At 50.3% G+C, this 12,058-nt stretch carries 13 protein-coding genes; 6 read left to right on the top strand and 7 right to left on the bottom strand.

Annotation, left to right across the window (positions count from 1 at the left end; genetic code table 11):
- Positions 1–69: 69 nt before the first annotated feature.
- Both cpaB and LHF31_RS10655 read right to left on the bottom strand, forming a co-directional pair.
- Positions 70–1,197 (bottom strand): Flp pilus assembly protein CpaB, encoded by a 1,128-nt coding sequence (gene cpaB, locus LHF31_RS10660; protein WP_303774212.1) that lies wholly within the window; start codon positions 1,195–1,197, stop codon positions 70–72.
- A gap of 209 nt (positions 1,198–1,406) precedes the next feature.
- Positions 1,407–1,553 carry a Flp family type IVb pilin gene (locus LHF31_RS10655; protein ID WP_298004602.1) on the bottom strand — a complete coding sequence of 49 codons (147 nt, stop codon included), beginning with the start codon at positions 1,551–1,553 and terminating at the stop codon, positions 1,407–1,409.
- A gap of 221 nt (positions 1,554–1,774) precedes the next feature.
- Between LHF31_RS10655 and LHF31_RS10650 the strand changes: the two genes are divergently transcribed.
- The 4 genes from LHF31_RS10650 (at position 1,775) to sucD (ending at position 5,504) form a co-directional block, all read left to right on the top strand.
- Positions 1,775–2,308, top strand: a complete 534-nt coding sequence (locus tag LHF31_RS10650) for a hypothetical protein (protein ID WP_298004604.1) — start codon at positions 1,775–1,777, stop codon at positions 2,306–2,308.
- Between the two features lie 17 nt (positions 2,309–2,325).
- A complete protein-coding gene (locus tag LHF31_RS10645; RefSeq protein ID WP_298004607.1) occupies positions 2,326–3,372 on the top strand; it encodes an SPFH domain-containing protein in 1,047 nt (348 codons plus the stop codon).
- A 129-nt stretch (positions 3,373–3,501) separates the two neighbouring features.
- Positions 3,502–4,644, top strand: a complete 1,143-nt coding sequence (sucC, locus tag LHF31_RS10640; RefSeq protein WP_298004609.1) for an ADP-forming succinate--CoA ligase subunit beta — start codon at positions 3,502–3,504, stop codon at positions 4,642–4,644.
- A complete protein-coding gene (gene sucD, locus LHF31_RS10635) occupies positions 4,641–5,504 on the top strand; it encodes a succinate--CoA ligase subunit alpha (protein WP_298004611.1) in 864 nt (287 codons plus the stop codon). Before sucC ends, sucD begins: the two co-directional genes overlap by 4 nt.
- Positions 5,505–5,577: 73 nt before the next feature.
- Here sucD and acpP read toward each other — a convergent pair whose 3' ends face one another.
- The 4 genes from acpP to LHF31_RS10615 all read right to left on the bottom strand — a co-directional run bounded on the left by acpP (position 5,578) and on the right by LHF31_RS10615 (position 9,612).
- Entirely contained in the window at positions 5,578–5,814 is a 237-nt protein-coding gene (gene acpP, locus LHF31_RS10630) for an acyl carrier protein (RefSeq protein ID WP_298004615.1), read from the bottom strand.
- A gap of 191 nt (positions 5,815–6,005) precedes the next feature.
- Entirely contained in the window at positions 6,006–7,271 is a 1,266-nt protein-coding gene (locus LHF31_RS10625; RefSeq protein WP_363324757.1) for an L-rhamnose isomerase, read from the bottom strand.
- Between the two features lie 30 nt (positions 7,272–7,301).
- Positions 7,302–8,132 (bottom strand): class II aldolase/adducin family protein, encoded by an 831-nt coding sequence (locus tag LHF31_RS10620; protein ID WP_298004619.1) that lies wholly within the window; start codon positions 8,130–8,132, stop codon positions 7,302–7,304.
- A complete protein-coding gene (locus LHF31_RS10615; protein WP_298004621.1) occupies positions 8,113–9,612 on the bottom strand; it encodes a rhamnulokinase family protein in 1,500 nt (499 codons plus the stop codon). Before LHF31_RS10615 ends, LHF31_RS10620 begins: the two co-directional genes overlap by 20 nt.
- 130 nt (positions 9,613–9,742) lie before the next feature.
- Here LHF31_RS10615 and LHF31_RS10610 point away from each other — a divergent pair, with 130 nt between their 5' ends.
- Positions 9,743–10,294, top strand: coding sequence for a TlpA disulfide reductase family protein (locus tag LHF31_RS10610; protein WP_298004624.1), 552 nt, complete (start codon positions 9,743–9,745; stop codon positions 10,292–10,294).
- Positions 10,294–11,049: a prolipoprotein diacylglyceryl transferase gene (locus tag LHF31_RS10605; protein WP_298004627.1), complete on the top strand. Its 756-nt coding sequence runs from the start codon at positions 10,294–10,296 to the stop codon at positions 11,047–11,049. The genes LHF31_RS10610 and LHF31_RS10605 overlap by 1 nt, the downstream gene beginning before the upstream one ends.
- On the opposite strand, the gene LHF31_RS10600 is transcribed toward LHF31_RS10605, so the two are convergent.
- Positions 11,033–12,046, bottom strand: a complete 1,014-nt coding sequence (locus tag LHF31_RS10600) for a polyprenyl synthetase family protein (protein ID WP_298004630.1) — start codon at positions 12,044–12,046, stop codon at positions 11,033–11,035. The two genes, LHF31_RS10605 and LHF31_RS10600, sit on opposite strands and share 17 nt — an antisense overlap.
- Between the last annotated feature and the right edge of the window lie 12 nt (positions 12,047–12,058).

Here is a 12,058-nt window from a genome sequence, read left to right as displayed (position 1 = left end):
CCTGAAGAGTTCAGGCATCTGATTTAACAATAATCCATGCCAGTAAAGTTTGCAATTCCCTACTTCTCATTATTGCGGCGTTGCACTGAAGGTTGAACCTGTGCTCGGAAATGCCGGAATAGTGGTTGGGAACTGATCCAGACGCGGTTCTAACCCGTAAGGCAGTTTTGCCGGATTCGGGATGTTGTACTGATCCAGAATGAACTGCAACGTAACCGGTTCTGTAGCAATTCGCTGGCTATCCCCGGCACTGCGCATGACAAGGTTCAACCGTCCTCCTGCCAGCATCAAATAATTCAGCGTAACAGCATCCTGCGGAGAGACAATCAGGGTCACTGTATCCGGTTTGGCGGGTTCGGTGGGCTGTTGAGCCTGCCCGCCTGCTGGTACAGGCGTGGGTTGCTGTTGAGCAGTAGCCTGGGCTTGCTGATCGCTTGTGGTGAAGTCTCCCAGTCGGAGCACAATGGCATCCTGAATCAAGGTTTGGCTTACCAGGCGAGGGCGTTGAGGCTCCGAAGGAATGACATAAATTGGTTGTCCAAGAGTTGGATCCAGTTCTGTGCGCCCGGAGAGCGAGTCGGTTTTACTGACCGAAGCAGAAATGGTAGTAGGTCCACCTTCACCTGAAGGACCTGGAGCAACTACGACTCCCGTGTTGTTCGGAAGTTTGGACTGGAAGCCCGGATCAATGTCCACCAGCAATAAGGATACAATCACGTTGACATGATCTCCCGGTTCCAGTCCATAAGCCACCGAAGACAATTTGCTCACCGGAATGGTAATGGCAACCTGACCAGGTGGAATCTGAAATGCCGCTGGCGAATTCTTCATGGTGGGATCAACCAGCATGGTCATCGTGATGGGGGTGCGGGCTTCGATGTCAAACTTGGCACGTTTCCCCAGCACTTCCTGAATGTCGGTGATGAATGCACCCTCAACCAGATCCTTCTTGGGATACGGGATGGTTGTCACATTCGTTTCGTTGAATTCCAGACCACGTGAGACAGGTTGTACTGAAATCACAATGGAAGTCATTTCTTCAACCGGAGTTGGCGGTACCGAACTTTCGCCCGGTGCCGCAGGCAGTTGCTGTGGCGCAAAGAAGCGGACCACTGCCCATGCTAATACGAGAAGCAAAATCAGGATCAGAGCAATAAGAATAAATGCTCGTCCGCGGCGTCTCCCACCTGTTGCCATGTCATCCTCCTGAACAAAAGGAATTGAATTTCAAGATTTTCTTCAGTGTCTTATGTAGCAGTTAACCTAATTATACGCATATTTTATAACAATAAAATTTACCTTACGGTTTTATTAGGAATAGTTGCAATAATGTTGCCACTCTCGCTTTCAAGCATGAAGGGACTCCTGCGAGTCCCTTCATGGCGGGTGAAAACGAGTTTGCCTGCTTAAATTTTGGTCATGATGTTGCTGAAAATGTTTCCGATTGCGGGCCCCAGAAGAGCCAGAATCACAATGACGACTACAGCGACAAGAACCAGAATGAGTGCATACTCAACAAGACCCTGTCCTTTTTCTCTGGCGGCGAATAACATAATTGCAGACCTCCCTTATGAAATATTTTTGTATCTTTCAGGATACTATACTCAATTATAAGGGCGATTCTTTGATTTGCAACCATTTCATGTTACAGAAATGTTGCAACTTGTCTTAACTTTATTGATGTTTTCTTGACCATCCCCTAGAGAACTTTTGTTGTTTTCTTGATGAATTATCGCTATAATCAATTCTGGGTTGATAAAACCAAGGAGGAAAAATGAGTGACATTTTGGGACGGGTGCTGGAAGAACAAGACCCCTTTAGAAAATTGTTGGGAAAGATCCCCGGGTTTAAGGGGTATGTGGACCGCGTGAACCGCAGATCAGCAGACAAACTCTTGCGTGAGACCATAGCCAGCCGATTTGAGACTCTGGTTCAAAGAATCTCTGCTTTACAGCGAGATCTACTCACGCAGGGGGGTTTAACCTGGGTGGATGACCTGGAAGGCGCTGCAGTCAAGTTGCGCACTTTCATTGACCGCGTTCGCACCGCTTCTTATGGGTATGCGGGATTCTTCGATGCGGTCAAAGTTAATTCCGAAGAACTGGCTTTGATTTATCAATATGACCTGGCTTTATTTGAAACCGGTGAGGCGGTTGAACGCGCTATTGACAATGTCGAAGCCGCAATAGGAACAGAGGGGCTTGGCACCGCAATCCGGGCGCTGGTGAATGAATCGCAGAAATGCATCGAGGCTTTTGACAAACGGGTGCAGGTGATTCTTCATAATCAGGCAGAACAGTCTGAGTAAGAGAGTGGGAGTAAGCCATGGCTAGAATTTTTGATGTTGTTGAATACCCAAATGAGATGCAGGATGAAATCGTCCACCGCTTTCCCGAACAGGGGGTGGCTGACCTTCGTTTTGGTTCTCAGGTCATCGTCCGCGAATCTCAACGGGCGGTCTTTTTCCGCGATGGGCATGCCCTGGATGTTCTGGGTCCCGGAAGACATACCATCAGCACCGCAAACGTCCCTCTACTGACTGAACTTCTCGGAAAAGCGTTTAACAACCGCACACCGTTCACTGCAGAAGTGTACTTCGTTTCCATGCGGGAGTTCGTAGACAAAAAATGGGGTACCCCTCAACCAATCCTGGTACGCAATCCGGGCATGGGGTTGGGAGTGGCTCTGCTCCAGAGTTTTGGAACTTACAGTTTCCAGGTGCGCGACCCACAGCAGTTTGTCACGCAGGTGGTGGGTGCCCAGCACATGTATTCCACCACTGAAATTGAGAACCGCCTGCGCACCATGCTGCTCTCCAAATTACAGGACATTCTTGGAGAGACTGCTGCCCAGCGCACCGTTGCGGAACTGATCGGGTTAACCGAAGAAATTGGTGCTGCCGTGCGGGCAAAAGCGCAGGATGATTTTGCGGCGGTTGGCTTAACCCTGAAGAGTTTTTATATTGCCAGCCTTAAACCCTCCGAAAAATCCGCCGAAGAACTGCGCGCCATGGGCATGCTGGATATGCAGACATATACCCAACTTCAGGCGGCAGATGCTTTACGCGATGCTGCTCAGAATCCCAGCGGTGGTGCCGGCTTGACCGCTGGTATTGGTGCTGGAATGGGGATTGGCAACCTGCTCTCCAATACCCTGCAGGGTTCAGCAGGTGGTGCTGGCGCGTCGTCAGCAGGAGGGCAGACAACACCGGTAATACCGGACGTGATGACCCCCGCGGAGGCGGCTGCGATTTTGAAAGTATCTGAAGAAGATGTACTTGCCGCCATTAATGCCGGTGACTTGAAAGCCCGTAAAATTGGAAATGCTTATCGCATCAGCCGGGAAGCGTTAGAGACATTTCTGAAGGGATAAAAGCGAGGCACGATGAGAAAAGACCCTGTACGTACAAAAACTCGGTAGGTACAGGGTCTTTTTATTTGTATTCGGTGAATTATGTTATAAATAATAAGGTTAGTCAAAATTCTTCAGGGGCTTCTCTTTATGAAACTGCATGAATATCAATCCAAAGCCATATTTTCCCGCTATGGTGTGCCGATCCCGAAGGGGCGCATGACCACTATGGCAAGCGAAGCAAAGCATTTTGCTGAAGAACTGGGTGGAAAAGTTGTCATCAAAGCCCAGGTGCTGGTTGGCGGACGCGGAAAAGCCGGGGGGATTCGCCTGGCGAAGACCCCAAAAGAAGCCGAAGAACTGGCAACGGCTATTTTGGGGATGGAAATAAAAGGACTGCCCGTTCGTAAAATCCTTGTCGATGAAGCTGTCAATTTTGAGAAGGAAATTTACCTGGGTATTACCAATGATCGGACTGCCCGCCGGCCGGTGATGATGGCTTCTGCCGCCGGTGGTGTGGATATCGAAGAAGTGGCTCGAATTTCTCCCGAGAAAATCATCAAAATTCATATTGACCCCCTGTTGGGGTTGCGAGAATATCAAGCCAGAGATCTGGCAGTCAGTATTGATCTCCCCCGTCCTTTATGGCGCTCCTTTGCTGAGGTGGCTTATGGATTGTGGAAAGCCTATACCGATAACGATGCCACTCTGGCAGAAATCAACCCTCTGGTCATCACTTCGGATAAGAAACTCCTTGCGCTGGATGGGAAAATGATTGTGGACGATAATGCCCTGTTCCGGCACCCGGATTTAGCCGAGATGCGCGATCTTGACGCCGAGGACTGGGCGGAAGTGGAAGCTCGTAAGTTTGGTCTCTCGTACATCAGTCTGGATGGCGAGATCGGGTGTATGGTCAATGGCGCAGGGCTTGCAATGGCAACCATGGACATCATCAAACTGTGTGGCGGTGAACCTGCCAACTTTCTGGATATCGGTGGAGGGGCTGGCGCTGAAAAGGTTGCCGCTGCCTTGCGAATTATCCTCAGCGATCCAAAGGTCAAAGCCGTTCTCTTTAATATTTTTGGCGGGATTACCCGGTGCGATGAGGTGGCGCGGGGCATTTTAACTGCGCTTGCCGAGGTGAAACCCAATATCCCCATGGTGGTTCGCCTGGTGGGTACGAACGCGGAAGAAGGTCGTCGACTTCTGGCTGAGGCAAACATGATTACTGCTGAAACACTTCTGGAAGCCGCTCAGAAGGCTGTATCTGTGGTGAAAGGGGAAGCAAAATGAGCATTTTGGTTAACAAACAAACCCGTTTGATTGTGCAGGGTATTACTGGCAACGAAGGTTTATTTCACACCACCCAGATGCTGGCTTATGGTACCAACGTGGTGGCGGGAGTCACTCCTGGTAAAGGGGGGGAGTGGGTGCTGGATGGAAAAATTCCGGTATTTGACACGGTGCGCTCGGCTGTAGAAATGACTGGCGCCAATACCAGTGTGATTTTTGTGCCTGCCCGTTTTGCTCCCGATGCAATTTTGGAAGCCGCGGATGCGGGGGTTTCGTTGATTGTTTGCATTACCGAAGGGATTCCGGTTCAGGATATGATGCGTGTACGCAGTTATCTGGATCAAAAGCGCGTCCGTCTCATCGGCCCCAACTGCCCCGGCTTGCTGACACCCGGTGAAGCCAAAGTGGGAATCATTCCCAACAATATTGCAATACCGGGAAACGTTGGCATTGTCTCCCGTTCGGGTACGTTGACTTATGAAGTATTGTATGCGCTCAAACTGGCTGGCAAGGGAGCCAGCACCTGTGTGGGCATTGGCGGTGATCCAATCAACGGGACGAATTTTGTGGATGTCCTTGAATTGTTTGAAGCCGATCCCCATACCGATCAGGTGGTGATGATTGGAGAAATTGGCGGAACAGATGAGGAAAAAGCCGCTGAATTTATTTCCCGGCATATGACCAAACCGGTGGTAGCATTCATTGCCGGTCAATCAGCTCCTCCTGGTAAGCGCATGGGGCATGCCGGAGCAATAATAGAAGGTGGGACGGGTACTGCCCGGGATAAAGTACTGGCGCTGGAAAAGAGTGGTGTTCGCGTAGCCAATCACCCCGAAGAGATTCCTGCTTTACTCAATTGAGACAACGAGAAAGAAACGAAAAGACCGCCGGTGATGTTTCCTGCCGGCGGTCTTTGATTATCTTGAAACCGGATTAACTGCGGTGGGCGTCAATGTATCGTACAGCATCTCCCACAGTGCGGATCTGGCGGGCGTCCTCATCACTGATGGACATGTTGAACTTTTCGCAGAATCCATCGATTAAGAAGAATTGATCCATTGAATCCGCTTTCAGGTCTTCCACAAAGCGGGTTTCCATCGTAATCCCTTCGCCGTCAATTTTCATTACGTCCATAATCACGGCTTTGACCTGCTCGAATGTGTCGCTCATCGCGTTCCTCCTGCACGTATCGGGTGAATTTACCAGAATTGTAACGTTCCTTAGATTCTTGTCAAGTCCGAATCTGCTTGAGTTTTCATGTCAACCGCAGCAATCGCGCTTTGAAAGGATCAATCTTTTGCCTCTTTGAGCCACATCTTCCGGGAAAGGTCTGAAAAAGGCTGATCCCACCCGGTAATTTTTTACATGCGTCTGGAGAGTTTTTCTCTTTCGTAGGTTTTGATTTCCTCCATAAAGGAAATCCCAACAGGGACGGACTGAGTCAGCAGGTAGTACTCCCAGACAGCCTGCGAGGGGAGGGTTTGGAATTCTTCCTGAAGCGCCAGGCGTAAAGTCAGGTTTCCTTCCTTTTCGGCTTGCTGGAGCAGGGGATAGGGTTCAAGCAGAGCGTTTAGCAGGGCTCTTAAAGTGGTGCGGGCGCCAATCACCCATGCGGCAATACGGTTGATGCTGGCGTCAAAGTAATCCAGCCCGATATATACCCGTTGAAGTGCATTGGCGCGAATAACTTCCTGCATTAATCCTTGCAATTCTTCGTTATATATCACCACATGATCGCTATCCCAGCGAACCCCACGGCTGACATGAAGTAAAATCCCTTCCAGGTAGAGTAACAGGGAGGAGATTTTATCGGCAACCGATTCCGTAGGATGAAAATGTCCTGTATCCAGCGTGAGCAGGATGTTCCGGCGTATGGCATAACCGACATAGAATTCCATAGACCCCACCACATAACTTTCTGAGCCAATTCCAAACAGTTTGGGCTCAACGGCGTCCAGAATATATTCTCTGGAGATAGGGTGACTCAGAATTTGGTTCAGGGAGTTCAGCAAACGTTGTCTGGGAGCAAGACGGTCGGCGGGGGTATCTTTGTATCCATCCGGTATCCAGATATTTACGATGCTGGGAGTATGGAAGGCTCTTCCAAAGGTTTCTCCAATGCTTCGACTCGCAATACAATGCTCAATCCAGAACTGACGGATGCTGGTATCCGGATGGGAAAGGGTGAAGCCGTCTGCGGATTTCGGATGAGAAAAACAGGTCGGATTGAAATCCAATCCCTGACAGTGCTCCTTTCCCCAATCTATCCAGCGGGAAAAGTGTTCGGGACGAATCTGATTGCGTTCTATTTTCTGGGTGCCAGTTTCTGCGTAAATGGCATGTAAATTTAACCGGTGTTTTCCTGGAAGCAACCTGAAAACCTGTTGCAGGTCTTCGCGAAGTTCATCGGCGTTTCTGGCTTTGCCGGGATAATTTCCGGTTGCTGCTATTCCACCCGTTAATGGCCCTTCCCGGTTTTCAAAACCGGTTACATCATCGCCCTGCCAGCAATGTAAACTGAGGTGAATACCTTGCATTCTCTTCAGAATGTCCTCGGTATCTACCCCGAGAGATGCGTATCGCTCCTGTGCCAGCGAATAGGCTCGTTGAATTTCGTTTTCATTTATTTTCACAACATTCCTCCCCAAATCAGCGCGTTAAGAGGTTTGAGGAAAGATGGTTTGATGCACATGAAAGGCTTGGCAGATTTGCAGAAGTTCATCCACTGTCAATCCAGCCGTAGGAGAGCCCAGTGCAAGGTTCATATACTCATACTTTGCCGCTGCCTCAGCATATTCAATATAATCCACTGCCCGCAGGATGGACTCATCTGAACAAGCCATGACCCCATGTTTACACCAGAGGGCTATTTTGTGGTGTTGAAGAGCCTCCACATTGGCACGCATCAAATTTTCCGAGCCCGGTACCAGGAAGGGCAATACGCCGAACCCTTCAGGGAACTGGATAATGGTTTCGGGTTGCCAGCGGAACAGGTGTTGGTTTAAGGTGGATTCTTCCTGGTACTGGGGCAGATGACTCAGGTAGGTCAGATAGGGGGGTTGAGCATGGACAATGGCATGAAAATGGAGGTTTTTCCCGTTCATCAGAGTAGCATGAACTGCCAGATGGGAGTTGAATTCACTGGTCAGTCGTTGAAACATCCGTTGAGGAGAGGTGAAGAGTTTTCCGGTAAGTCCTCCCTCACCGACTATCAGGAATCCTACTGTTTCCAGAGGATGATCCATGATGTCCTTGAGGCGTTGTCCTGAGCCGGATACCAAAAGATTGGCGCCGCATAATTCAGGCACCGGGATGGGTAAAGAAATTTCTTCCACCATTGAGAACACCTTTTGGGGGGAAACCTCTCCACGAAAGCATATCGAAAGATTTCCAGCCGCTCCTTCACAGGCATTCATTTCGGAAAGGCGTTTGCCAGCTTCGCCCATCATTTCCAGCAATGGCTGGATATTAAAGGTATATGTTTTCATCTTCCTTCATCCTCTGATAAAAATGCGTATAGACTTCATTCCAGCGTTCAGTTTCTACAGGGTCAATAGCCTCAATCGGAAAAGACGCTCGAACCCATGCTCTCGCTTCTGCCACTGAAGAGAAATACCCCAATCCAATTGCCTGGGTAATGGCATTGCCAATGGTAGTTGCTTCTGCAGGCCCTGCCAGGACGGGTTTTCCCGTAGCATTGGCGGTAAACTGGTTTAAGAGTCGGTTTTTACTTCCCCCTCCGACAATATGGATGACCTGAATCACGCTTCCTGTCACCTGTTCCAGTTGGGCGATGATCCACCGGTATTTGAGAGCCATGCTTTCCAGAATAATGCGCACCACCTCTCCTCTCGTTTGGGGGATTTTCTGGTGGGTTCGTTCGCAATACGTTCGTATCCGTGCAGGTAAATCCCCGGGGGGAAGAAAATCCGGATGGTCGGGGTTGATCCATGCCAGGAATGGCTGTGCCAGAGATGCCTGAAAGGTGAGCTCGTCATAGGTAAGCGGTTCTGTCTGTTCTGCTTGCCAGATGCGGCGGCACTCCTGGACCAGCCAGAGTCCCATCACATTCTTCGAGAGACGCCATGTTCCCAAGGCGCCACCCTCATTGGTAAAATTCAGTGCCAGGGTACGGGAGTCAATTACCGGGGTAGGGCTTTCTACCCCTGCAATAGACCATGTCCCCGAACTGATCCATGCCCAGGGGGATGATTGTGCCGGTACCGCTACCACCGCTGCACCGGTATCGTGGGTTGCCGGTGCAATGATTGGAATGGAAGATAAACCCGTCTGTTCACAAATTTCCGGACGCAGTGTTCCCAGCATTGTCCCCGGTGGGACAATGGATTGAAAGAGATGATCGGGGATGCCTAAAGCACGGAGGATCGGGTATGCCCAGGTTCCGGTAAGGGGTGAAAAACATTGAGATGTGGTTGCGTTTGTGAACTCGTTTCCGATAAACCCACATAGCCAGTAATGAAACAGATCAGGAATCATCAGCAGGGTTTCAGCAATTTCCAGGTGGGGAGATGACTGAAGAACCATTGCCAGCAATTGATAGAGGGTATTGATGGGCATAAATTGAACCCCGGTATGGGTGAAAATGTCCTCTCTGGGTATGCATTGAAAGGCTTTGGACAGAATTCCATTGGTCCGGCTGTCCCGATAATGATAGGGGATACCAATCAGGGTTTTCTGGCGGTCTAACAGGGCAAAATCCACGCCCCAGCCATCTACACCCATGCTTGCCGGGTGAATATCCCTGCGTTTCGCCAGCGCCAGCCCCTGCAGGATTTCTTCCCAGAGACGGAGAATATCCCAGTGCAGCCCCTCAGGTGTTCGAATAGCGCCATTCTTGAAGCGGTAAATTTCTTCCACAGTCAGGCTTTGTGTAGAAAACGATATCCCCATCACCCGCCCACTTTCTGCGCCTAGATCCACACTGAGGACCGAAAAGGGTGTTTTCATTCTTTCTCCCGGTGATTCCAAATCGTTTCCAGTTGATTCCATTTTATCTCCAAGCCGGCGCTTCATAAGGATAAAAGTCGCAGAAAAAGTGCAACTTGACAGAGTTTTGTGCATCTATTAGGATAACTCTATGAACTCTTTTGCCACGTTTCGGCGATTTGCCATTCTGGTTGCACTCCTGGCGGCACTCTGGATTGGGTTATCTTCGTATCTAATCCCGGGGTCCACACAGCAGAGTGCAATTGCGCATCGGGGGTTCCTTGCGCCCGATTTTGCCCTGAAGTCATTGGACGGAGAGACGGTTCGCCTGAGCGAATTCCGTGGGAAAGCCATTATCTTAAATTTTTGGGCTTCCTGGTGTCCGCCCTGCCGTGAAGAAATGCCAGCCCTGCAGCGGGTGAGTCAGGCATATCAGTCCAGAGGGGTTGAAGTGATTGCCGTCAACGTTACCAGCGAGGATGTGCTTTCGAGTGTGCAGGAATTTATTCAATCCAGCGGGGTAACTTTTACTGTACTGCTTGATGAGCAAGGTGAGGTTCAATCGGTGTATCGCACCAGCGGTTTGCCTACAACTGTTTTTATCGATCAAGAAGGTATCATCCGGGATTGGATTGTGGGTGGACCGTTGCCCGAAGCACTGCTTCTTGCCCAGGCTGAGAAATTCTCTCAGGGAGAACCTTAATGCTTCCCGTTATTCACATTGGACCGTTTGCTGTACAAACACCGGGATTGATTTTGCTTCTCGGGGTCTGGTTTGCGATGGATGTAACGGAAAAACATGCCCTGAGGTTTCAAGTCGATCCTGCTAAGGTGTACCGTCTCATAGTCATTGGGTTGATTTCTGGTGTGCTGGGGGCAAGAATAGGCTATGCGCTGCAATTCCCCCAGGCATTTTTGAGCAGTCCGTTGAGCTTTCTATCCCTCACCCCACAGATGCTTTCCGTAGAAGCCGGGATATTGGCTGCCCTGCTGGTGAGCCTCATATATCTTCAACGAGCAGGCTTGCCGTTCTGGCAAACGCTGGACGCCCTTACCACATTTTTCAGCATTCTCGCAGTTGCTATCGGATTATCCCACGTCGCCAGCGGGGAGAAATTTGGCATTCCCACCACTCTTGCCTGGGGGGTGGACCTTTGGGGAGCCCGTCGGCATCCCACACAGATTTATGAGGTAGTTGTTTCTCTGGCGATTCTGCTGGCAGTATGGATTCCGCGAAAGAATTTCAAGGCAAGCCTCTTTTTTGAGGTGCCCGGAGGCAGGTTCCTGTTATTTGTGATTCTTACGGCAATCGGACAGATAATTGTGGAAACCTTCCGTGCCGATAGCCTTTGGATTGGTCCTTTTCGACAGGCACAGATAATTGCCTGGCTGATTCTGGTTGTCTCCCTTTGGGTATTTGGAAAACGGTTGCGCGAGTCTGTCAGGATTTCCGGCTGAGTAATTGTTTTGCCAGTTCGCTTAAAAGGCTGGCTTGGCTTATGTCATCCTGGAACGCGCTCGTCAAAGCGTTCAGGGCTTTCTGGGTTAATTGTTCTGCCGTGCTCAGGGTGAAAGCCTCTGCGCCGCATTCCCGGAGAATTCCGGCAATGTCGTTGACTTCCTCACTGGTAATTTTCCCTCTTCTCCAGCGTTGAGAGAAGATCTCGCTGTTTGCCAGCCCGTACAGTACAGGAAGAGATTTTTTCCCCGAGACCAGATCGCTCTCGGTAGACTTGCCCGTTAAAGCGGCGTCGCCCCAGATTCCCAGCCAGTCATCCAGGACCTGAAAAGCCAGTCCCAGGTTCTCTCCAAATTCCCGTAAAGACTCGCGCTGATTGGGAGTGGCATGAGCGCACAATCCGCCCAACTCCATACATCCCCCTAAGAGGGCGGCGGTTTTTCCACTGACCATGGGCCAGTAAGCCTCAATAGAAAGGAAGTCTACCTGCTCGTAAGCCAGATCCAGATATTGTCCTTCTGTGAGTTGCAGGCACACCTGTTGGAGAACACGGGACGCTTCCAGAGCGGTTTCAGGGGAGACGGTTTCTTCCAGTCGGTTTAAAGCCCAAAAAGCCTGGGTGAACATGGTATCGCCGGCATTAATGGCTTGAGCAATGCCCCACTTTACCCACACGGTTGGACGTCCCCGTCGCACGGTGCTTTGATCTTGAATATCATCGTGAATCAGGGAGAAATTGTGAATTAATTCCACTGCTGCTGCAGCAGGCAGAGCCTGTTCCCACTTTCCATCAACTGCCCGGGCGCTGAGGAGCACCAGCAGCGGGCGGATGCGTTTCCCTTGCGCTTCCGGTCCGGCGCCTTCTCCTTCCCAACCCAGATGATACCGAAGCATACCAGACAGTTGAGCGGAATGAGGACGGGCGGTTGCCTCTATTACAAGGCGCAGTTCTTCTTCGATGCGGGGTAACATTTCCTGAATAATCTGGTTAAGCATCTTACATTCCTT

The sequence above is a fragment of the Anaerolinea thermophila genome, from assembly GCF_020723905.1.
GTDB classification, from domain to species: Bacteria; Chloroflexota; Anaerolineae; order Anaerolineales; family Anaerolineaceae; genus Anaerolinea; species Anaerolinea thermophila_A.
This window is presented reverse-complemented; position numbering and strand designations above follow the sequence as displayed.

What these genes read in the sequence shown, in the direction of transcription:
- acpP (WP_298004615.1), bottom strand. Translation starts at nt 5,814, where the DNA reads ATGAGCGACACATTCGAGCAGGTCAAAGCCGTGATTATGGACGTAATG.
- sucD (WP_298004611.1), top strand. Translation starts at nt 4,641, where the DNA reads ATGAGCATTTTGGTTAACAAACAAACCCGTTTGATTGTGCAGGGTATT.
- LHF31_RS10650 (WP_298004604.1), top strand. Translation starts at nt 1,775, where the DNA reads ATGAGTGACATTTTGGGACGGGTGCTGGAAGAACAAGACCCCTTTAGA.
- cpaB (WP_303774212.1), bottom strand. Translation starts at nt 1,197, where the DNA reads ATGGCAACAGGTGGGAGACGCCGCGGACGAGCATTTATTCTTATTGCT.
- LHF31_RS10645 (WP_298004607.1), top strand. Translation starts at nt 2,326, where the DNA reads ATGGCTAGAATTTTTGATGTTGTTGAATACCCAAATGAGATGCAGGAT.
- LHF31_RS10655 (WP_298004602.1), bottom strand. Translation starts at nt 1,553, where the DNA reads ATGTTATTCGCCGCCAGAGAAAAAGGACAGGGTCTTGTTGAGTATGCA.
- sucC (WP_298004609.1), top strand. Translation starts at nt 3,502, where the DNA reads ATGAAACTGCATGAATATCAATCCAAAGCCATATTTTCCCGCTATGGT.
- LHF31_RS10615 (WP_298004621.1), bottom strand. Translation starts at nt 9,612, where the DNA reads ATGAAAACACCCTTTTCGGTCCTCAGTGTGGATCTAGGCGCAGAAAGT.
- LHF31_RS10620 (WP_298004619.1), bottom strand. Translation starts at nt 8,132, where the DNA reads ATGAAAACATATACCTTTAATATCCAGCCATTGCTGGAAATGATGGGC.
- LHF31_RS10610 (WP_298004624.1), top strand. Translation starts at nt 9,743, where the DNA reads ATGAACTCTTTTGCCACGTTTCGGCGATTTGCCATTCTGGTTGCACTC.
- LHF31_RS10600 (WP_298004630.1), bottom strand. Translation starts at nt 12,046, where the DNA reads ATGCTTAACCAGATTATTCAGGAAATGTTACCCCGCATCGAAGAAGAA.
- LHF31_RS10605 (WP_298004627.1), top strand. Translation starts at nt 10,294, where the DNA reads ATGCTTCCCGTTATTCACATTGGACCGTTTGCTGTACAAACACCGGGA.